The sequence below is a fragment of the Streptomyces sp. NPDC001108 genome (assembly GCF_053598535.1).
This window is the reverse complement of sequence record NZ_JBSFKL010000004.1, coordinates 17,205-37,012: the sequence shown is the minus strand read 5'-3', so window position 1 is coordinate 37,012 and position 19,808 is coordinate 17,205. Positions and strand designations below refer to the sequence as shown.

The following is a 19,808-nucleotide window of genomic DNA, read 5'->3' as shown; positions in this document are numbered from 1 at the left end:
ATGTCTGAACCGCCCGCCTCCGCCGCGCCCCATCTGCGCCACCTGCTCGACCTGCTGGCCGACGACGCCCCCGCCGAGGAGCTGGGCGCCGTCTCCTCGCGGGCCCGCGCCGCCGGGGTGGCGGCGGGCGATCTGGCGGAGGTGGAGCGGGCGACCGCCACCGCGCTGCGGATCAGGGGCGCCCTGCGCCAGCACCGCCGCCGCGAACTCCAGCTCACCGCGCTCTTCGACACCGCGGGCGACCTGGCCGCCTCCCGCGACCTGGACGAGGTGCTGAAGGCGATCGTCCGCCGGGCCCGGATGCTCCTGGGCACCGACACCGCCTACCTCACGCTCCCCGACGAGGAGGCGGGCGACACCTACATGCGGGTCACCGACGGCTCCGTCTCGATGGTCTTCCAGCGGCTGCGCCTGGAACTCGGCCACGGGCTGGGCGGACTGGTCGCGCAGACCGCCCGCCCGTACGCCACCCACGACTACCGCACCGACGACCGCTTCCACCACACCCGCAACATCAACGCCGGGGTGCTCGACGAGGGGCTCGTCGCCATCCTCGGCGTACCGCTGCTGCTCGGCTCCAGCCGGGGCGGCACCGGCAAGGTCATCGGCGTCCTCTTCGCCGCCGACCGGGCGCCCCGCGTCTTCAGCCCCGACGAGGTCGCGCTGCTCTGCTCGCTCGCCGCGCACGCCGCGATCGCCATCGACACCGCCCGCGCCCTGGCCGACACCCGCTCCGCCCTGGACGAACTGGCCGGGGCCAACGCCGAACTGGCCGAGGCCAACGCGGCGGTGCACGCCCACTCGGCGGCCATGCGGCGGGCCGAGGAGTCCCACGACCGGCTCACCGACCTGGTGCTGCGCGGCGGGGACGTCGCCGATGTCGCGACGGCCGTCGCCGGGCTGCTGGACTCCCCGCTGACCATCCACGACCCGGTCGGACGGCCGCTGGCCGCCGTCCGGGCCGACGGCGGCGACTTCGCCGCCGACAGCATGGACGCGGGCTGGCTGGCCGAGACCGCCGAGGCGTCCCGCACCGGCGCCCGCGCCGTGCAGCGCGACGGGCGGTGGATCTGCGCCGTGCTCGCCGGTCAGGAGCTGCTGGCCGGGCTGGTCCTGCACCGGCGCGGGCCGCTCGACGACTCCGACCGGCGGCTGTTCGAGCGGGCCTCCGTGGTCACCGGGCTCCTCCTGCTGCTGCGGCGCACGGTCGCAGAGACCGAGAACCGGGTGCGCGGCGAGCTGATCACCGACCTGCTGACCGACGCCGACCGCGACCCGGCCGGGCTCACCGAACGCGGCCGCCGCCTCGGCGTCGACCTGGACCGCCCGCACCTGCTGCTGGTGGCCGAGGGCGGCCCCCGGGGACGGCTCGCGCCCGCCGCGGTGCGCTACCTCTTCGGCGGCGACGTCCACGGGGTGAGCGCCGAGCACGCCGGGACCGTGGTGCTGCTGATCGAGGCCGGGGAGCGCACCCCGCCGGCCGGGGACGCGGCCCGCGCGGCGGCGGCCCAGCTCGGCCAGCTCGTCCAGGCCCCCGTCACCGTCGCCGCCACCGGCCCGGCGCGCGGCGCCCGGGGACTGGCCGACGCCCACCGGGAGGCCGCCCGCTGCCTGCGCGCGATGCGGGCCCTCGGCCGCACCGGCGAGGGCGCCTGCGTCGAGGAACTCGGCTTCCTCGGCGTGGTGCTGGGCAACGCCCAGGACGTCGAGGGCTTCGTCACCGCGACCCTCGGCCCGCTCCTGGAGTACGACGCGCAGCGCGGCACCCACCTGGTCCGCACCCTCGCCGCCTACTTCGGCTGCGGGGGCAGCCTCGTCCGGGCCAAGGACGAACTCCACGTCCACGTCAACACGGTGGTGCAGCGGCTCGACCGGGTCCAGGTGCTGCTCGGCCACGACTGGAACGCGCCGGACCGAGCCCTGGAACTCCAACTCGCCCTCCGCCTGCACCTGTTGACGGGCGGGGCGGAACAGGGGAGGGCCTGAGCGGTCAGCCGGCCGCCTTCACCAGCCGTTCGGCGATCTCCGCGGCACCCGCCTCCCCGGTGAGCAGGGTGTAGTGGTTGACGTCCGGGACCGGCACCGGCGTCACCCGCGTACCGCCCAGGTCCGCCACCGCCAGCCGGTCCTCGTCGTACAGGCCCTGGTCCTCGTCCATCAGACCGCGCCGCGCCCACAGCAGCGTCGCGTCCACGGGCAGCCGCCGCACCGCCGCCAGCACCTCCTCGGCGAACAGGCCGATCCCGTCGTCCCGTACCGCCTCGATCCGGCAGGAGGAGCGCAGCTCCGGCTCCCGGCCGGTCAGGTCGCGCTGGATGTACGCGTCTACCTCCGCCGACCAGCCACCCGCGAACGCCGGGTGCGCCCGCCAGAACGCGCGGTACGCGGCCCGGTTCGGGAAGGTCATCGACAGCCGGTCCATGGCCGGGCCGATCACCGCGGTCAGCAGCTCGTCGGGGGAGAGGTGGGTGGGGGCGGGGAAGCCGACCCCGCCGTCCACCAGCAGCAGCGGCCCGAACCGGTCCGGGTGCCGGACGGCGGCCAGCGCCGCCACGAAGGCCCCCATCGAATGGCCCGCCAGCACCACCCGGCCCGGCCCCGCCACCGCGTCGGCCACCGCCGCCACGTCGTCGGCGTGCACGGGGATCCCGTACGGGCCCGGCAGCGCCGCACTTCCGGCCCGGCCCCGCAGGTCCGGGGCGACCAGGGTGACCCGGCCGTCCAGCAGCCGGGCCACCGGCCCCCAGGACAGGGCGTTGGCCGTGATGCCGTGCAGGGCGACGACGACCGGGGCGCCGGGCTCCCGGGCCGGCCACCGCAGCACCGCGAGATCGCCCCCGGTCACGGGCACTCGTATCTCTTCGTACGGGGTCATGGGCGTGCGTTCTCCTTCCGGGCCCCGCCGTCCGCGGGGGTGTCGGTGGTGCGGCGGCGCAGCGCGGCCAGCCGGGACGGCAGCCGGGCCAGACCGCCGGGCAGCAGGTGTACCACGGCCACGAACACCACACCGAGCAGGAACAGCGGCTGCGAGAGCGGCACCCGCAGCACCGCCGGGAGATCGGCGACCGCGCCCGAGCCCGCCAGGTCGCCGAGCCGGTGGTCGGCCCAGGTGTAGAGGATGCCGCCGGCCATCGGCCCCCACCGGGTGCCGGAGCCGCCCAGCACCACCATCACCAGCAGCGAGAGGGTGAAGTCGGAGGTGGTGGTCTGCGGGGTCGAGCCGCCGGTGAGCAGCAGGTGCACCAGACCGCCGAGCGCGGCCAGGGCGCCCGCCAGCACGAAGGCGGTGAGCTTGAACCCGTACGGCTTCAGCCCCAGCACCTCCACCCGGCGCTCGTTCTCCTTGATGCCCTCCCAGACCCGCCCGGTGGGGGAGTTGACCGCCCAGTGGACGACGGCGAGGGTGAGTACGAGGTATCCGAGGGCCAGCCAGTACAGGTTGGCGGTGTTCCCGATGCCGACGAGCCCGGACGGCAGCAGCTCGGCCGGGGCCGCCCGGCCCTCCTCGCCGCCGGTGAGCCCGCCGGGGTTGCGGGAGACCAGGATCGACCCGGCCTGGGCGAACGCCAGCGTCACCATGGAGAAGCCGATGCCGGTGACCCGCAGGCTCACCGAGCCCAGCACCAGCGCGAGTCCGATCCCGCACGCGACGCCGAGCAGCGCGGACACCGCGAACGGCAGCCCCGCCTCCAGCAGGAACATGTTCGTGGCGTAGCTGCCCGCCGCGAAGTACAGCGCGTGCCCGAAGGAGAGCAGCCCGGTCCGGCCCAGCAGTAGGTCGTAGCCGGTCGCCAGTGCCCCGAACAGCAGGCAGGTGGCGAGGAGTTGCAGGCTTCCCGGGCTGCCGAGCGGCCCGTCCAGCAGCCCCGGCAGCGGCAGCGCGCTGAACGGGGCGACGGCCAGCACCAGCAGGGCGGCCGCCGGCCACCAGCGGCGCAGCAGCCGGGCGGTGCTCCCGGGGGCGCGCCCGGCGGCGGCCTCCTCGCGGGCGGGGTGACGTGTCTCGGTGACGGTGCTCACGCGAGCCTCCCGGTCAGTCCGCGCGGCCGGACGAGCAGCAGCGCGGCGAGCAGGACCACGACGGCCAGGTCGCCGAGGCCCGCTGCGGTGTAGTAGTTGGCGAACTGCTGGACCAGGCCGATGACGACGGACGCCACGGCGGCGCCGCTCACCGAGCCCATGCCGCCGGTGACCACCACGACGAACGCGAAGATCAGCAGCGAGGTGCCCTGCCGGGGGTCGACGGAGCCGAAGTACAGCCCGCCGAGTGCCCCGCCGAGCGCGGCGACGCAGCCGCCGATCGCGAAGACGAGGGTGAACGCCTTCCGTACGTCGATGCCGAGCGCGGTGACCATCGCCCGGTCCTCGACCCCGGCCCGGACGACCAGCCCGTGCCGGGTGCGGCCGAGGAAGAGCTTCAGCGCCACCAGCACCACGACGGCCGCCCCGACCAGCACCAGTCGGTTGACGGGGACCTGCGCGCCGAAGAGTTCGAAGGTGCCGGACAGCGCCTTCGGCCCGGGGAAGGTACGGGCGTCCGAGCCCCAGATCCCGGACAGCAGCGCGGGAACGGCGAGCCCCACCCCGACCGTGGCGAGCACCTGCTCGCGCGGCCGGGTGTAGAGCGGGCGGACGACGGCGAGTTCCAGCAGCACGGCGGCCGCGGTGCCCACCGCCGTACCGAACAGGACCGCGAGGACGAACCCCGCCCCGCCGGGGCCGGCGCCGGGCAGATGGCCGGAGGCCGCCCACCAGGTGCCGTACGCGCCGATCGACAGCAGCGCGCCGTGCGCGAAGTTGAGCACGTCCATCAGGCCGAAGATCAGCGAGAGGCCGGAGGCGATCAGGAAGTAGAGGGCTCCCAGACCGAGTCCGGTCATGGTGAGCAGTACGACGGTGGACATCAGGAATCCGCCTCCCGCGACGGTGGATCGGTGGCCGGTCCGGGCGCGGAGACCTTGGCGGCCGGTCCGTGGCCGACGCCCAGCAGCCGCCGGGCCTTCTCCGCGTCGCCGAGCAGTTCGTCGGCCGGGCCCTGGTGGGCGGTGCGGCCGTCGGCGAGCACCGCGCAGTGCCGGGCCAGCCGCCGCACCACGGCGAGGTTCTGCTCCACGAGCAGCACCGGCACCGCCTCGGCGGCCCGCTCCAGCACCTGGGCGACCTCGGTGACCACCTTGGGGGCCAGCCCCTTGGTGGGCTCGTCGGCGATGATCAGCCGGTTGCCGTTGAGCAGGGTCCGGCCGATCGCCACCATCTGCTGCTGCCCGCCGGAGAGGGTTCCCGCCAACTGAGATGCGCGCCGCTCCAGTTCGGGGAACAGCTCGTGGACGAGCCCGTACGCGGGCCCCTCCGCGCCGCGCCGTTCGGCCAGCCGCAGGTTCTCCGCGACGGTCAGTCCGGCGAAGATCCCCCGGTCCTCGGGGGCGTAGCCGATGCCGAGCCGCACCACGGTGTGGGTGGGCATCGCCACGGTCTCCTCGCCGTCCAGCCGGACGCTGCCGGTGCGCGGGACGAGACCGAGGACGCCGCGCACGGTGGTGGTCTTCCCGGCGCCGTTGCGGCCGAGCAGGGCGGTCACCCCGTGCCGGGCCACGTCCAGGTCGACGCCGTGCAGGATGTGCCGCCCGCCGATCAGGACCCGCAGGTCCCGTACGGAGAGCAGGGGTCCGGCCGTCACAGCCCCTCCCCGAGGTAGGCCTGCTGGACGGTGGGGTCGGCGGTGACCGCCTCGGGGGTGTCCAGGGCGAGCAGCCGGCCGTGGTGCATCACGGCGAGCCGGTCGGCCAGGCCCAGCAGGACGTCCATGTGGTGCTCGACCATCAGGACGGTGCGTCCCTCGTCCCGGTGCAGGGTGCGGATGAGTTCGGTGAGGGCGGGGACCTCCTCGGCGCTGACCCCGGCCATCGGCTCGTCGAGCAGCATCAGCCGGGGTTCGCCCACCAGCAGCACGGCCAGCTCCAGCTTGCGCTTCTCGCCGTGCGACAGTTCGGCCGCGGTGGCCCCGGCCCGGTGGGCGAGGCCGGTGCGTTCCAGTACGCCGTCCACCTCGGCGGTGAAGCGGGGGGCCCGCCGCCACAGCCGGTGCGAGCCGCCCCCGGCGGCCTGTGCGGCCAGCCGGACGTGCTCGGCGACGCTCATGCCCGGCCAGAGGCTGGACGTCTGGAAGGTGCGGCCGAGGCCGCGCCGGGCCCGCGCGTGGGCGGGCCGGTCGGTCAGGTCGGCGCCGTCCAGCTCGATGGTGCCGGAGGTGGCCGTGGTGACCCCGCTGATCAGGTTGAACAGGGAGGTCTTGCCCGCCCCGTTGGGGCCGATGAAGGCCAGGAACTCGCCCTCGCGGACGCTCAGGGAGACGTCCTCGACGATCGTCGCCCCGCCGACGCTCCAGCCGATTCCGGCCAGCCGGAGCACCGGGGCGGTGTCCGGGGCCGTCCCCGCGCGCGGCGCGGTGGTGTCCGGTGCGGCCATCGGTCAGCCCGCCGCGGGCTTCGCGGGCGGCGCGACCTCGGCCATGGGCACGGTGTTCACCAGCTCCGGGGTGGCGGTGGCGCCCTTCCCCTTGAGCTTTGCGACGAACATCGGCTGCACCAGGGCGTGGTCCTCGGCCCGGACCTGCTCCTTGCCCTTCACCCCGTCGAAGCTCCAGCCCTCCAGGGCCTTGACCATGGCGGCGGTGTCGGAGGTGCCGCCCTCCTCGATCGCCCGCACCACCATCTGCGCGGCGGTGAAGCCGTCGGGGGTGAACAGGTCGGGGGTGCCGCCCGCCTTCGTGACCGCGTCGAGCATGGTCTTCTCCACGGCGTTGCCGCCGCCCGCCCCGGGGAAGTAGTGCGCGAGGAACGACACCTTGGTGCCGGCCTCCCCGAAGACCGGGTACGAGGCGGTCCCGGCGAGCCCGGTGACGACCTTGCCCGCCTCCAGCACGCCCTGCTGGTCCAGCGCGGTCCACAGGGCCGGTGCGGTCGAGCCCGCCCAGGCGACGAAGACCAGGTCCGGCCGGCCCGCCTTCACCTGCCGGGCGAACGGGGTCAGGTCGGTGGCGCTGGGCGGGGCCATCACGGAGCCGACCTTCGCGCCCCCGGCTCCGAGGACCGCCTTGACGGCGGCGACGTTGGCCTGGCCGAACGTGGAGTCCTGGGCCAGCACCGTGACCTTCTTGCCCTTGGCGTCGCCGAGCATCGATCCGGCGGTGAGGATGTCCTGGTAGGACTGGCGGCCGGAGCGGAAGGTGTAGTCGTTGATGCCGGTCACCGCGTCGGTGGCGGCCGGTCCGCTGATGTAGAGGACCTTGTTCTGGGCGGCGAGCGGCGCCATCTGGAGCGCCACCCCGGAGTCGGTGGTGCCCGCGAGGACCTTGTAGCCCTTGCCGATCAGGGTCTTGGCCGCGGCGACCGCCTTGCCCGGGTCGCCCGCGTCGTCCTGCTCGGCGACCTCGATGCGGTGCCCGGCCACCTTGCGGGTGCCGTGGGTGGCGTGGTCCAGGCCGGCCATGAAGCCGTCCCGGTACTGCTTCCCGTAGTCCGCGAGCAGCCCGGTCCGGGAGTAGACGAGCCCCACCTTGACGGCGGAGTCCTCGGCGTCCCCGCCCGAGCCGCTCTCACCGGCCTTCCCGGCGGCGGTGCACCCGGCCAGCAGCAGACCGGCACAGGCCAGTGACAGGGCGGTGGAGAGGGATCCGCGGTGACGGGGGATGCCCGTGGCTCTGCGACGCATGGTGACCGGCTCCTCGGCGTGTTCATGGGATGTCGCCGAACCGTATGAACACCGCGCCGCCGTCGATATGGTGCCGGGCGCCCCACCTGGCGCGATGCCCATGTGGGCGCCGCACATGGAGCCGGAACGCGAAAGCCGCATGCCGGTACGCGCCGGCCCGCGTACGGCTACCCGGAAGCCCGCCCCGGTACGCCGGACTCCGCGCCCGGGAACGCGAAAGCCGCGCCGGGGAACCGGATCGTACGGTTCCCCGGCGCGGCGGTGCGCGGAATGCGGGCGGTGGCCCGTTACATCGCGGCGAAGGCCTGGATCGTGGCCGCGATGATGCCGAGGGCGGCGAATCCGACGCCGATCCAGCCCATCACGATGCCCGCGACCGCCTGGCCGCGGCCGCCGCCCTCGCCCCGGTCGGCCATCCGCTTGGCGGAGATGCCGAGGACCAGCGCGATGATCGGCAGGATGATCGGGATGAGCAGCAGGCCGAGGATGCCGAGCACCATCGAGGCGGTCGCCTTGCCGCTGGGCAGCGGGGCGCCGCCGGGGTATCCGTATCCGGCCGGGGGCTGTACGCCGAATCCGGGTCCGCCCGGGGCCTGGGGCCCTGCGGTGCCGCCTGCGATGCCTGACTGGTCAGTCATGTCTCCCTCTCGATAAGTGCTGGTCACAGCCATGGTAAAGGCCACTTAAACGCGTGTTCGAGCCAAAAAGTGAGGGGAATGTGGCGAAACAGCAGCGGTACGGTCGCCGCCTGTGCTAGAAGCCGCCCTCGGGCAGGCCGTGGAACGGGCGGACGGAGCCCCGGGTCCCCGCCCGGACGTGGACCGTGCCGGCGGTCCACGCCCCGACGGAGCCCCGGGGCTCCGGAGCGTCCGAGGGCCCGTCAGGAGGAGGGCATCAGAACGCTGTCGACGAGGTTGAGGTGACCGTTCATGGTCTCGATGTCGCCACAGGTGATGGTGGCGGTGCCGTTGACCTTGTAGTTCTCGCCGGAGCCCGAGGTCATGAGCTTGGAGCCCTCGAGGGTGGTGAAGGAGCCCTTGGCCAGGTCGGTGCGGGTGATGTTCTTGTCGACCACGTGGTACTCGAGCGCCTTCTTGAGCTGGTCGGGGTTCTTCATGAGGGAGTCCAGCTCGGTCTTGGACAGCTTGTCGAAGGCGGCGTTGGTCGGAGCGAACACCGTGACGTGCGTGGCGTCGTTCAGCTTCTTGTCCAGACCGGCCTTCTTCAGGGCGTCGTGGAGCTTGGAGAGGTCCTTGTTGTCGGCGATGGCATCGCCCGTCTTCTTCTTGGCCGCCTCGGCGGCGCTGCCCTTGCCCGAGGTGGGCATGGACGAACAGCCGGTCCCGAAGGTCTGGGCCGAGTGGGCGGGCTTCGGCGAGGAGTCGGCGGACGCCAGTGGAGCCATCCCGACCATGATCAGCGGGACCGCGGCGGCTGCGGCGACGAAGGCGTGGGAGCGACGGATCTGCATGACGGTGGACCCTTCTGGAAGGGGGTCGGGTGGGATGAGTGACGTTCGACGCGTCACCTGGCACGTTCTGTACGTGAACGTGGGGGCGCTGCGGGGTCATCCGCGCGGCCCGCCTGCGGGGTGCCGCTCCGGGGTCCGTTCCACCGGGCCCCCTGCGCCCGGCCGAGTGACGGACCGGGGCACGGCGTGCACCTCCACCAGGTTGGCAGCCATCCCTCCGGATCGCATCCCGGGCCACCGGGCGGGGTGTTACGGGGCTTCTTCTGGCCGGATCAGGTCGATCAGCCGGCACACCGTTTCGATGTCTATCTTCACCTGGGCGATCGACGCCCGCCCCGACAGCCAGGTGATCAGCGCCGAGTGCCAGGTGTGCTCGATGACCCGGACCGCCGACAGCTGCTCCGGCGTCGGGTCCTCCAGCCCCATCGCGTCCAGGATGATCGCCGTGGTGATCCGCGAGACGGTGTCCACCTCGGGGCTCACGCTGCGGTCCGCGAAGGTCAGCGCCCGTACCATCGCGTCCGCCAGGTGCGGCTCGCGCTGGAGCGCGCGGAACGCCCGCATCAGGGTGTCCGCGACCCGCTGCGCCGGGGCGCGCCCGGCCGGCGGGTGCCGGTGCAGGGTGGAGTGCAGGTGCTGGAGCTGGTCCTGCATGGTCGCGACCAGCAGGTGGATCTTGGACGGGAAGTAGCGGTACAGCGTGCCCAGGGCGACCCCGGCGTCCTCCGCGACCTCGCGCATCTGCACCGCCTCGAAACCGCCCCGGCCGGCGAGCCGGGCGCTGGCGTGCAGGATGCGGCGGCGGCGGGCCTCCTGGCGTTCGGTCAGGGGCGGCGACGCAGGCCTGGCTTCCGCTGTCATGTCTCCCCGTCCCCCCTTCATGGCTTCTGTCCGCGACCGGCGGGGGACGTTGTCGGCCCCCGGGGGCGCACAGCATGCCAGCGTGCCAGGTCGTGGCGCGAATCACCTGATCCGGCCGTTGCACCGACGCTACCTGCCGGTAGATTCGTAGCTCATTGAACGATATTGAACGATCCAGTCTGAAACTTGTTCTAGATTAGCGCGAGCGGTTACGCTCCGGCGGAAACGCAGTGACGAAGGGGGCCGAGTGTGACCGCTGAGGCCATAGAGTCGGGCCCCCGCGCGGGTGACGGCGCGTCCGGCGACCGCCCGTTGCGCATCGCACTCCTCACCTACAAGGGCAATCCTTTCTGCGGAGGCCAGGGCGTCTACGTACGCCACCTCTCCCGCGAACTCGCCCGGCTCGGCCACCACGTCGAAGTGATCGGCGCCCAGCCCTATCCGGTGCTCGACGAGGGCGTCCCGCTCACCGAACTGCCCAGCCTGGACCTCTACCGCCAGCCCGATCCCTTCCGCACCCCCGGCCGGGGCGAGTACCGCGACTGGATCGACCTGACCGAGGTCGCCACCATGTGGACCGGCGGCTTCCCCGAGCCCCTCACCTTCAGCCTCCGTGCCCGCCGCCATCTCGCGGCCCGACGCGGCGAGTTCGACGTCATCCACGACAACCAGACGCTCGGCTACGGGCTGTTGGCGGATCTCGGCGCCCCGCTCGTCACCACGATCCACCACCCCATCACCGTCGACCGCGAACTGGAGCTCGCCGCCGCCGAGAACCGCCGCCGCCGCGCCTCGGTGCGCCGCTGGTACGCCTTCACCCGCATGCAGAAGCGGGTCGCCCGCCGGCTGCCCTCGGTGCTCACCGTCTCCGGCTCCTCCCGGCAGGAGATCGTCGACCACCTCGGGGTGCGCCCGGACCGCGTCCACGTCGTGCACATCGGCGCGGACACCGACCTCTGGTCGCCCGATCCCTCGGTCGCCGAGGTGCCCGGACGGATCGTCACCACCTCCAGCGCCGACGTGCCGCTCAAGGGCCTGGTCCACCTCGTCGAGGCGCTCGCCAAGCTCCGCGCCGGGAACCCGCACGCACACCTCGTCGTCGTCGGCAAGCGGGCCGAGGACGGGCCGGTCGCCCAGGCCATCGAACGGCACGGCCTCCAGGACGCCGTCGAGTTCGTGAAGGGCATCACCGACGCCGAACTCGTCGACCTGGTGCGCGGCGCCCAGATCGCCTGCGTCCCCTCCCTGTACGAGGGCTTCTCGCTGCCCGCCGCCGAGGCCATGGCCACCGGTACCCCGCTCGTCGCCACCACCGGGGGCGCCATCCCCGAGGTCGCCGGACCCGACGGCGAGACCTGCCTGGCCGTCCCGCCCGCCGACCCCGGCGCCCTGGCCGACGCGCTCGGCCGGCTCCTCGGCGACCCGGAGCTGCGCGCCCGGCTCGGCGCCGCGGGCCGCGACCGGGTGCTCGCCCGCTTCACCTGGAAGCGGGCCGCCATCGGCACCGCCGAGCTGTACCGAGAGGCGATCGCGGCCCGCTCCGGCGGCCGTCGCTGACCAGGCCCCCATACCCGCCCCGCCCACCCCGACCCACCCCCTCGACCGCGAAAGCAGGCACCCGTGCTGACCGTGGACTTCACCCGCTTCCCGCTCGCCGCAGGTGACCGCGTGCTCGACCTGGGCTGCGGCGCCGGACGCCACGCCTTCGAGTGCTACCGGCGCGGCGCCCAGGTCGTGGCCCTGGACCGCAACGGCGAGGAGATCCGCGAGGTCGCCAAGTGGTTCGCCGCGATGAAGGAGGCCGGCGAGGCCCCCGAGGGTGCCACCGCCACCGCGATGGAGGGCGACGCGCTCAACCTGCCGTTCCCCGACGCCTCCTTCGACGTCGTCATCATCTCCGAGGTGATGGAGCACATCCCCGACGACAAGGGCGTCCTCGCCGAGATGGTCCGGGTCCTCCGGCCCGGCGGCCGGATCGCCATCACGGTCCCGCGCTACGGCCCCGAGAAGGTCTGCTGGACGCTCTCCGACGCCTACCACGAGGTCGAGGGCGGCCACATCCGCATCTACAAGGCCGACGAACTCCTCGGCAAGATGCGCGGCGCCGGACTCAAGCCGTACGGCACCCACCACGCCCACGCCCTGCACTCGCCGTACTGGTGGCTGAAGTGCGCCTTCGGCGTCGACAACGAGAAGGCGCTGCCGGTGCGGGCGTACCACAAGCTGCTGGTCTGGGACATCATGAAGAAGCCGATGGCCACCCGGGTCGCCGAGCAGCTGCTCAACCCCGTCGTCGGCAAGAGCTTCGTCGCCTACGCGACCAAGCCCCACCTCCCCGCGGCCGCCGCCCAGGACCTCACCAGGGCCGAGGCGTGACCGTACCCGAGCAGACCGAGCACCTCGTCCTGCCCGGCGTCCTCACCGCCGAGCAGGCCGCCGAGACCGTCGCCGCGCTCCTCGCCGAACAGTGCGAGGACGGCGCCCTGCCCTGGTTCCGCGGCCACCACCTCGACCCCTGGGACCACACCGAGGCCGCCATGGCCCTGGACGCGGCCGGCGAGCACGAGGCCGCCGCCCGCGCCTACGACTGGCTGGCCCGGCACCAGAACCCGGACGGCTCCTGGTACGCCGCCTACCACGACGGCGACCCCGCCCGGCCCACCGACCGCTCGCTGGAGACCAACTTCTGCGCGTACGTGGCCGTCGGCGTCTGGCACCACTACCTCGCCACCGGCGACGACGCCTTCGTCGACCGGATGTGGCCGACCGTCTACGCCGCCGTCGAGTTCGTCCTCGGCCTCCAGCGGCCCGGCGGCGAGATCGGCTGGAAGCGCGAACCCGACGGCACCCCCGTCCACGACGCGCTGCTCACCGGAAGCTCCTCCGTCCACCACGCGCTGCGCTGCGCCCTCGCCCTGGCCGAGCGCCGCGAGGAGCCCCAGCCCGACTGGGAGCTGGCCGCCGGGGCGCTGGCCCACGCGATCCGCGAGCACCCGGAACGCTTCCTCGACAAGAGCCACTACTCGATGGACTGGTACTACCCGGTCCTCGGCGGCGCGGTCACCGGCGAGGCCGCCAGGAAGCGCATCGACGCCGGCTGGGACCGCTTCGTCGTCCCCGGCCTCGGGGTGCGCTGCGTCGTGCCCAACCCCTGGGTGACCGGCGGCGAGAGCTGCGAACTCGCCCTGGCGCTCTGGGCGGTGGGCGAGTCCGACCGGGCACTGGAGATCCTCCAGTCCATCCAGCACCTGCGCGCCGAGGGCGGCCTGTACTGGACGGGATACGTCTTCGAGGGCGACCGGGCCTTCTGGCCCCAGGAGCTCACCACCTGGACGGCCGGCTCCCTGCTCCTCGCGGTGGCCGCGCTCGGTGGCCACGAGGCGACCACGGCGGTCTTCGGCGGCGAACACCTCCCGCACGGCCTGGAGCCGGACTGCTGCCGCTGAGCCGGCTCCGGCGACCCGGACGGCCGTCCCGCACCGGTCCCGGCGACGTACGGGGAAGCGGCGCGCGTTCCACCGCTTCCCCGCGTCGACGCCTACCTTCGCGCGAACACGCCTACGCCGGGGTGCTGAGCACGGCGTACAGGGCGTAGAGCACTACGGGGAGCGCACCCACGAGCCCTGTCACGGCCGCGATCGCCGAAGGCAGTCGCCTGTTGGACCTCAGTGACCTGATGAGGTATCCGACCAGTACGAAATAGGCCAGAGTGACCACGACTCCGGCCCACAACATGGGTGCACTGATTGATTGCATGACAATGCTCGTTCTCCCTATGACGGTGCCCAGTCCGGATCTGCTGCGCGGACCAACAGGCAGGCCATAGGCGGCCCTTGGCAGGGGCCGACCCGTCCGCCGTCCGGAGCAACGGGACGACGGTAGCTCAAAGTCACGTGACCGAGCTAGAGTTGGCGGAATTCGCAGCCCGAATCGATCGGCTGTCACGCCGGGCGGGCAGGGCCCGGGATGCCACTCCCGGGGGCCCTGCCTCGGCGCAGCCCCGGACTGGGCAAGTCACAGAGTGCGATGCGTCGATGGTCGCAGGTGTCGATAAACGATGCATATACGTCTGCTAAACGAGTTGCTACGCTGACCGGAGGGGGCAGCCATGGACGTCGCGCGACAGGTGCTGGAGCAGCGTTCCGCCACGTCGCCCGAGGGTATGGCGGCACTGCGTTTCAGCGTACTTGGCCCGGTGCGCGTGTGGCGGGGAACCGAGGCGCTGTCGGCCGGATCACCACAACAGCGTGGCTTGTTGGCCGCCCTGCTGCTGCGCGGTGGCCGCACGGCGACAGCGGCCGAACTGATCGAAGGGCTGTGGGGCGAGGAGCCCCCGTCGCAGGGGCTGGCCGCCGTACGGACCTATGCCTCCCGGCTGCGCAAGGTCCTCGGGCCGCATGTTCTGGTGGCCGATTCGGGAGGCTACGCGATTCGGGGGCTGCCTGACGAGGCCCTGGACATGGCGCTGGCGCGGGACCTCTCGGCTCGGGCGGAGCGGGCCAGGATCGACGGGGAGCCGGGGCATGCGAGTGATCTGCTCCGTGAGGCACTGGCCCTGTGGGACGGCGAGTCGCTGTCGGGGGTGCCGGGCCCGTTCGCGGAGAACCAGCGCGCGCGCCTGGAGGAATGGCGCCTTCAGCTGACCGAGACCCGCGTGGACGCGGAGCTCGAACAGGGCCACCACGCGGAAGTCGTCTCGGAACTCACGTCGCTGACGGCCGCGCATCCGCTGCGGGAGCGGTTGCGGGAGCTGCTGATGCTGGCGTTGTACCGCAGCGGCCGCCAGGCGGAGGCGCTCGCGGTGTACGCCGACACCCGGCGGCTGCTGGCGGACGAACTGGGCGTGGACCCCCGCCCAGAGCTGACGGAGCTGCAGCACCGGATCCTGCAGGCGGACCCGACCTTGGCGGAGCCTGCCGCCCCGGAGCCCGCCGCGGCGGTGGCCCCCGTCCGTCCCGCCCAACTTCCGGCCACGGTGCCCGACTTCACGGGCCACGCGGCGTGCGTGGAGGAGCTGGGGGAGGTGCTGGCATCGGCCAACGGCCGGGTCATGGCGGTCGCGGCGCTGTCGGGGATCGCGGGCGTCGGCAAGACGACGCTGGCGGTCCACGTCGCTCACCGGGCACGCCGGGAGTTCCCCGACGGCCAGCTCTACGTCGATCTCCAGGGCCCGCAGGCGAGAGGGGCGGAGCCCGGGACGGTCCTGGGTTCCTTCCTGCGCGCCCTGGGTACGCCGGACGCGGCGATCCCCGACTCCCTGGAGGACAGGGCGGCGCTGTACCGCTCGGTCCTGAACGGCCGGCGGGTGCTGGTGCTCCTGGACAACGCGCGTGACGCCGCACAGGTGAGGCCGCTGCTGCCGGGCGCGGAGGGATGTGCCGCGCTGATCACGTCCAGGGGGAACCTGGGCGACCTGGCGGGTGCCCATCTGGTGGACGTGGACGTGCTGGGTCCGGCGGAGGCACTGCACCTGTTCACCAGGATCGTCGGCAGCGAACGTGTCGCCCGCGAGCGCACGGCGGCACTCGACGTCGTGGCCGCGTGCGGATTCCTGCCCCTGGCGATCCGGATCGCGGCGGCGCGGATGGCGGTGCGGCGGACCTGGACCGTTTCGGTACTGGCCGCGAAGCTGGCGGACGAGCGGCGGCGACTGGACGAGCTGCAGGCCGGGGACCTGGCGGTGAAGGCCGTTTTCGAGGTGGCCTACGGGCAGCTGGAGCCCGCGCAGGCACGCGCGTTCCGCCTGCTGGGACTGGCCGACGGACCGGACATCTCCCTGTCGGCCGCCGCGTCCGTGCTCGGCCGTTCCGAGGACGGCACCGAGGAACTCCTGGAGGCCCTCGTCGACACGTCGATGGTGGAGTCGGCGGCACCGGGCCGGTACCGGTACCACGACCTGCTCCGCCTCTACGCACGTGGCTGTGCCGAGAGGGACGAGGAGGCGCCCGGCGAGCGGGCGGCGGCCCTGTCCCGGCTGCTCGACTTCTACCTGGCCACCGCGGCGGGTGTGTACGCGCTGGAGCGGCCCGGCGACCGCCTGATCGAGCACCTGGCGCCGACCGAGGGCGACGGGCTGGTCTTCGCCGACCGCTCCGAGGCGCGGGACTGGCTGTTCGGTGAGGCGAGGGGACTGCTGTCCGCGGCCCGGCAGGCCGCCCGGACGGGCGAGTCGCGCAAGGCGGCCGATCTGCTGCTCGCGGTGCGGGACCTCGCCGAGTCCGGCAGTGAGTTCACGCGCTACGAGTCGGTGGCCACGGCCCTGCTGGACGCCGCCGTGGCCGCCGGTGACGAGCGGACCGAAGGGCGGGTGCGGGCGGCGCTCGCCCATCTGCACCTCCTCGTGGGCCGATTCGGGGAGGCGGACCACGAAGCGGGTGAGGCGGTGCGGCTCGGCGGCGCGACCGGCGACTCCTGGGCCACGGGCGACGCGCTCAACAGCAGAGGCGCCATCGCGCTCCACCAGAACCGGCACGGGGACGCGGAGGCCCATCTCTCCCGGGCCGCCGAGTACTTCCGCGCGCTGGACGACCGCCCCGGCGAGGCCGCCGCCCTGGTCAACCTCTCGCGCGTGCACCTCGCGACCGGCCGGACCGCGAGCGCCATCGCGCTGACACGGCGGGGCATCGACATCCACGACGCCATGGGCAGCGCCCTGCGCGGAGCCAACGGCCGCTACGCGCTCGCCCTGGCCCTCACCCGGAGCGGTGAGCTGGACGCCGCGCGCGCATGCCTCCACGAGGCGCTGGACGTCTTCCGGGACAGCCGCCAGAGGCTGTGGGAGGGCATGGGCCTGTTCCGGCTGGCCGAGGTCGACCTCGCCGCGCGGCACTTCGCACAGGCCGCGGCCCACGCGGAGGAGGCGCTGGTCACGCTGGACGGAATCGGCGGGGAGTGGCGTCGGGGCGCGGTGCTGACCGTGCTCGGCCACGCGCTGTCGGAACTGGGCCAGACCGGCCGTGCGGTCGCTTCGTGGAACGAGGCGCTCGACATCTACGAGCGGCTGGACGCCGCGGAGGCCGAGACCGTGCGCGCGTTGCTCCTCGAAAGGCAGCCGTGCCGGGCGCGCGGGGGCGCCTGATCCGGGTCGCCCGCGCCGACGGGGCGACCCGGACGGCCGTCCCCGGGTGGTAGCGGCCCCCGGGGCGGGTGAGGCTGGCCGGGAGTGGCCGCAGTGGTCACCCGTCGTGGGGCCGTCCCGGGCCCCGGCCAGGGAGGCCCGCCGTGCCCAGTTCCGCCGAGACCGCTCCGGCGCCGGTCCGCCGTCTGCTCCTGCCGCTGCTGCTGTCCGGCACCCTGGTCGTCGGGGCCGCCGCCTGCGGGAAGAGCGGCGACGGCAGCGCGAGCGGTTCCGGTTCCGCCTCGCCGAGCGCCACCTCGTCCGCCCAGGCGCAGAAGTTCGCCAAGACCCGGTTCGTGACCAACGCGGGCCTCGCGGCCGGGGCGACGTACCAGTGGATCGTGAAGCCGTACCGGGCGGGCAAGTTCAAGAAGGGCGCGGACGGGCGGACCTTCGCCCTGGTCAAGGCCGGGCTCGCGGGCGGCTTCACCTACAACCGGCTCAAGGCGGCGACGGAGAACGCCAAGGGCGACCCGCTGCTCGCCAAGGCGGTCGCCCCGCTGACCGCGGGCATCGAATCGCTCAAGGGGCTCGGCGGCAAGCTCCGCAACGGCCAGGCGGGCGAGGGCGACATCGGCGCCTTCGAGAGCGTGATCAACAACATCAAGTCGGCCGGCAGCAGTGCGGGCGCCGACGTGAAGGACAAGGTGCCGACCACGTCCCAACTCGGCGGATAAACGCGGGTGTTCCACCCTCCGTCATGCTTAGGGTGCAACCATGAGTTCACTCACGCACGACCGCTACTGCACCGAGATCCTCAGCCGCACCGATGCCTTCCGGGCCGCGATCCGCGGCGCCGACCTCTCCACGACCGTACCGACCTGCCCCGACTGGGACCTGCGCGCACTCGCCCACCACATCGGCCAGGTCCACCACTGGGTCGCCGAGATCGTCCGTACCCGCTCCGCCGAGGTGATCCCGCCCGACCAGGTGCCGAACGCGGCCCCGGCGGACGAGGACGCCGACACCCTGGACGCCTGGCTGGCCGAGGGTGCGACGGCGGCCGTCGAGGCGCTGCGCGAGGCGGGCCCGGAGGTGAAGGTGTGGTCCTGGGCCTGGGAGGGCAGCACCGGCTTCTGGGCGCGCCGGATGGCCCACGAGACGATCGTCCACCACGCCGACGCCGCCCTCACCACCGGCACCGGCTTCGAGGTCGACCCGGAGCTGGCCGCCGACACGATCGAGGAGTGGCTCCAGATCGTCGACTTCGCGGTCTCCTCCGGCAGCGAGCGGGCCGCGGCCCTGACCGCCCCGGGCGCCGGGACCGGGCACTCCCTCCACCTCCACGCCACCGACGCGCCCGGCGCCGAGTGGCTGATCGGGTTCGGCGAGGACGGCTACGCCTGGCGCCGCGCCCACGGCAAGGCGGACGTGACCCTGCGTGCCCCGCTCACCGAACTGATGCTGGTTTTCAACCGGCGCCTGCCCGTCGGCCACGAGGGTGTCGAGGTGCTCGGCGACGCCGGGGTGCTGGACTTCTGGATGAACGGCATCGAGTTCTGATCACCCTGCCCCGCCCTATGCGTTGAGTTCGGCGAGCACCCGCAGGGTGTGGGGGTCCGGTGCCGTCACCAGCAGGTCGGTCACCGGGCCCCGCCGCCACAGCTCCAGCCGCTCCGCGATCCGTTCCCGCGGCCCGACCAGCGAGATCTCGTCCGCGAAGGCGTCCGGCACCGCCAGCACCGCCTCCTCCTTGCGCCCTTCGAGGAAGAGCCGCTGGATGCGGCGGGCCTCCTCCTCGAACCCCATCCGCGCCATCAGGTCGGCGTGGAAATTACGGGCCGCGTGCCCCATGCCGCCGATGTAGAAACCGAGCATCGCCTTCACCGGCAGCAGCCCCTCGGCGACGTCGTCGCAGACCAGCGCGCGGGCCATCGGCGCGATCATGAACCCCTCGGGCAGCCCGTCGAGCGAGGCCGCGTACACGTCGGTGCGCGTCGGCGACCAGTACAGCGGCAGCCACCCGTCGGCGATCCGGACCGTCTGCGCGATGTTCTTCGGCCCCTCGGCCCCCAGCAGCACCGGCAGCCCCGGCCGCAGCGGATGGGTGATCGGCTTCAGCGGCTTGCCCAGCCCGGTGGCGTCCGGACCCGCGTACGGGTGGGAGTGGAAGCGGCCGTCCAGCGTGACGGGGGCCTCCCGCCGCAGCACCTGCCGGACGACGTCGACGTACTCCCGGGTCGCGGTCAGCGGACTCTTCGGGAACGGCCGCCCGTACCAGCCCTCCACCACCTGCGGCCCGGACAGCCCGAGGCCGAGCATCATCCGGCCTCCGGAGAGGTGGTCCAGGGTGAGGGCGTGCATGGCGGTCGCGGTCGGGGTGCGCGCCGCCATCTGCGCGAGGGCGGTGCCCAGCCGGATACGGGAGGTGTGCGCGGCGATCCAGGTCAGCGGGGTGAAGGCGTCCGAACCCCATGCCTCCGCCGTCCACACCGACGCGTACCCCAGCGCCTCGGCCTCCCGGGCCAGCTCCAAGTGGGCCGGGTTCGGGCCGCGGCCCCAGTATCCGAGCGCCAGTCCCAGCCTCATCTCCGCCGCCTCCCCATATCTCTGACGGTATGTCAGATCGATGACGCGGTACCGAGGGTACGGCAGCGGCCCCCCGCCCGGAAGGGGCGAGGGGCCGCTGAAGTGGTGCGCCGGGCGGCG

Annotated in this window: 17 protein-coding genes; 7 read left to right on the top strand and 10 right to left on the bottom strand. The window is 73.5% G+C overall.

The features are described 5' to 3' along the window. Positions 1–1,986 carry a helix-turn-helix domain-containing protein gene (locus ACWC97_RS11635; protein WP_450648867.1) on the top strand — a complete coding sequence of 662 codons (1,986 nt, stop codon included), beginning with the start codon at positions 1–3 and terminating at the stop codon, positions 1,984–1,986. A 4-nt stretch (positions 1,987–1,990) separates the two neighbouring features. Here ACWC97_RS11635 and ACWC97_RS11630 read toward each other — a convergent pair whose 3' ends face one another. From ACWC97_RS11630 to ACWC97_RS11590, 9 genes are all read right to left on the bottom strand, one after another. Further along, positions 1,991–2,875, bottom strand: coding sequence for an alpha/beta fold hydrolase (locus ACWC97_RS11630; protein ID WP_450648865.1), 885 nt, complete (start codon positions 2,873–2,875; stop codon positions 1,991–1,993). Beyond that, on the bottom strand, positions 2,872–4,020 hold the full coding sequence (locus ACWC97_RS11625; RefSeq protein ID WP_450648863.1) for a branched-chain amino acid ABC transporter permease: 1,149 nt from the start codon (positions 4,018–4,020) through the stop codon (positions 2,872–2,874). The genes ACWC97_RS11630 and ACWC97_RS11625 overlap by 4 nt, the downstream gene beginning before the upstream one ends. Further along, on the bottom strand, positions 4,017–4,904 hold the full coding sequence (locus ACWC97_RS11620) for a branched-chain amino acid ABC transporter permease (protein WP_352279378.1): 888 nt from the start codon (positions 4,902–4,904) through the stop codon (positions 4,017–4,019). Before ACWC97_RS11620 ends, ACWC97_RS11625 begins: the two co-directional genes overlap by 4 nt. Next, positions 4,904–5,677 (bottom strand): ABC transporter ATP-binding protein, encoded by a 774-nt coding sequence (locus ACWC97_RS11615; protein ID WP_352279377.1) that lies wholly within the window; start codon positions 5,675–5,677, stop codon positions 4,904–4,906. The genes ACWC97_RS11620 and ACWC97_RS11615 overlap by 1 nt, the downstream gene beginning before the upstream one ends. Then, entirely contained in the window at positions 5,674–6,465 is a 792-nt protein-coding gene (locus ACWC97_RS11610) for an ABC transporter ATP-binding protein (RefSeq protein WP_352279376.1), read from the bottom strand. The genes ACWC97_RS11615 and ACWC97_RS11610 overlap by 4 nt, the downstream gene beginning before the upstream one ends. Before the next feature lie 3 nt (positions 6,466–6,468). After that, on the bottom strand, positions 6,469–7,710 hold the full coding sequence (locus tag ACWC97_RS11605) for a substrate-binding domain-containing protein (RefSeq protein ID WP_352279374.1): 1,242 nt from the start codon (positions 7,708–7,710) through the stop codon (positions 6,469–6,471). A 287-nt stretch (positions 7,711–7,997) separates the two neighbouring features. Continuing rightward, positions 7,998–8,348: a DUF4190 domain-containing protein gene (locus ACWC97_RS11600; protein WP_352279372.1), complete on the bottom strand. Its 351-nt coding sequence runs from the start codon at positions 8,346–8,348 to the stop codon at positions 7,998–8,000. A 242-nt stretch (positions 8,349–8,590) separates the two neighbouring features. Further along, a complete protein-coding gene (locus ACWC97_RS11595; protein ID WP_352279371.1) occupies positions 8,591–9,181 on the bottom strand; it encodes a fasciclin domain-containing protein in 591 nt (196 codons plus the stop codon). A gap of 249 nt (positions 9,182–9,430) precedes the next feature. Then, a complete protein-coding gene (locus tag ACWC97_RS11590) occupies positions 9,431–10,042 on the bottom strand; it encodes a TetR family transcriptional regulator (RefSeq protein ID WP_450648860.1) in 612 nt (203 codons plus the stop codon). 249 nt (positions 10,043–10,291) lie between these two features. Between ACWC97_RS11590 and ACWC97_RS11585 the strand changes: the two genes are divergently transcribed. From ACWC97_RS11585 to ACWC97_RS11560, 6 genes are all read left to right on the top strand, one after another. Further along, positions 10,292–11,599 carry a glycosyltransferase family 4 protein gene (locus ACWC97_RS11585; RefSeq protein ID WP_450648858.1) on the top strand — a complete coding sequence of 436 codons (1,308 nt, stop codon included), beginning with the start codon at positions 10,292–10,294 and terminating at the stop codon, positions 11,597–11,599. A 63-nt stretch (positions 11,600–11,662) separates the two neighbouring features. Then, complete coding sequence (locus tag ACWC97_RS11580; protein WP_392278891.1) at positions 11,663–12,418, top strand: class I SAM-dependent methyltransferase; 756 nt, start codon at positions 11,663–11,665, stop codon at positions 12,416–12,418. Then, entirely contained in the window at positions 12,415–13,488 is a 1,074-nt protein-coding gene (locus ACWC97_RS11575) for a prenyltransferase (RefSeq protein ID WP_450648856.1), read from the top strand. The genes ACWC97_RS11580 and ACWC97_RS11575 overlap by 4 nt, the downstream gene beginning before the upstream one ends. Positions 13,489–14,150: 662 nt before the next feature. Next, a complete protein-coding gene (locus ACWC97_RS11570) occupies positions 14,151–17,120 on the top strand; it encodes a BTAD domain-containing putative transcriptional regulator (protein ID WP_450648854.1) in 2,970 nt (989 codons plus the stop codon). A gap of 143 nt (positions 17,121–17,263) precedes the next feature. Continuing rightward, entirely contained in the window at positions 17,264–17,836 is a 573-nt protein-coding gene (locus tag ACWC97_RS11565) for a hypothetical protein (RefSeq protein ID WP_352279361.1), read from the top strand. A gap of 40 nt (positions 17,837–17,876) precedes the next feature. Beyond that, on the top strand, positions 17,877–18,662 hold the full coding sequence (locus ACWC97_RS11560) for a maleylpyruvate isomerase family mycothiol-dependent enzyme (RefSeq protein WP_450648852.1): 786 nt from the start codon (positions 17,877–17,879) through the stop codon (positions 18,660–18,662). A 15-nt stretch (positions 18,663–18,677) separates the two neighbouring features. Here the strand turns inward: ACWC97_RS11560 and ACWC97_RS11555 are convergent, their stop codons facing one another. Then, positions 18,678–19,688 carry an LLM class F420-dependent oxidoreductase gene (locus ACWC97_RS11555; RefSeq protein ID WP_352279358.1) on the bottom strand — a complete coding sequence of 337 codons (1,011 nt, stop codon included), beginning with the start codon at positions 19,686–19,688 and terminating at the stop codon, positions 18,678–18,680. Positions 19,689–19,808 lie beyond the last annotated feature (120 nt).

What these genes read in the sequence shown, in the direction of transcription:
- ACWC97_RS11595 (WP_352279371.1), bottom strand. Translation starts at nt 9,181, where the DNA reads ATGCAGATCCGTCGCTCCCACGCCTTCGTCGCCGCAGCCGCCGCGGTC.
- ACWC97_RS11600 (WP_352279372.1), bottom strand. Translation starts at nt 8,348, where the DNA reads ATGACTGACCAGTCAGGCATCGCAGGCGGCACCGCAGGGCCCCAGGCC.
- ACWC97_RS11620 (WP_352279378.1), bottom strand. Translation starts at nt 4,904, where the DNA reads ATGTCCACCGTCGTACTGCTCACCATGACCGGACTCGGTCTGGGAGCC.
- ACWC97_RS11560 (WP_450648852.1), top strand. Translation starts at nt 17,877, where the DNA reads ATGAGTTCACTCACGCACGACCGCTACTGCACCGAGATCCTCAGCCGC.
- ACWC97_RS11630 (WP_450648865.1), bottom strand. Translation starts at nt 2,875, where the DNA reads ATGACCCCGTACGAAGAGATACGAGTGCCCGTGACCGGGGGCGATCTC.
- ACWC97_RS11605 (WP_352279374.1), bottom strand. Translation starts at nt 7,710, where the DNA reads ATGCGTCGCAGAGCCACGGGCATCCCCCGTCACCGCGGATCCCTCTCC.
- ACWC97_RS11570 (WP_450648854.1), top strand. Translation starts at nt 14,151, where the DNA reads ATGGACGTCGCGCGACAGGTGCTGGAGCAGCGTTCCGCCACGTCGCCC.
- ACWC97_RS11635 (WP_450648867.1), top strand. Translation starts at nt 1, where the DNA reads ATGTCTGAACCGCCCGCCTCCGCCGCGCCCCATCTGCGCCACCTGCTC.
- ACWC97_RS11610 (WP_352279376.1), bottom strand. Translation starts at nt 6,465, where the DNA reads ATGGCCGCACCGGACACCACCGCGCCGCGCGCGGGGACGGCCCCGGAC.
- ACWC97_RS11590 (WP_450648860.1), bottom strand. Translation starts at nt 10,042, where the DNA reads ATGACAGCGGAAGCCAGGCCTGCGTCGCCGCCCCTGACCGAACGCCAG.
- ACWC97_RS11555 (WP_352279358.1), bottom strand. Translation starts at nt 19,688, where the DNA reads ATGAGGCTGGGACTGGCGCTCGGATACTGGGGCCGCGGCCCGAACCCG.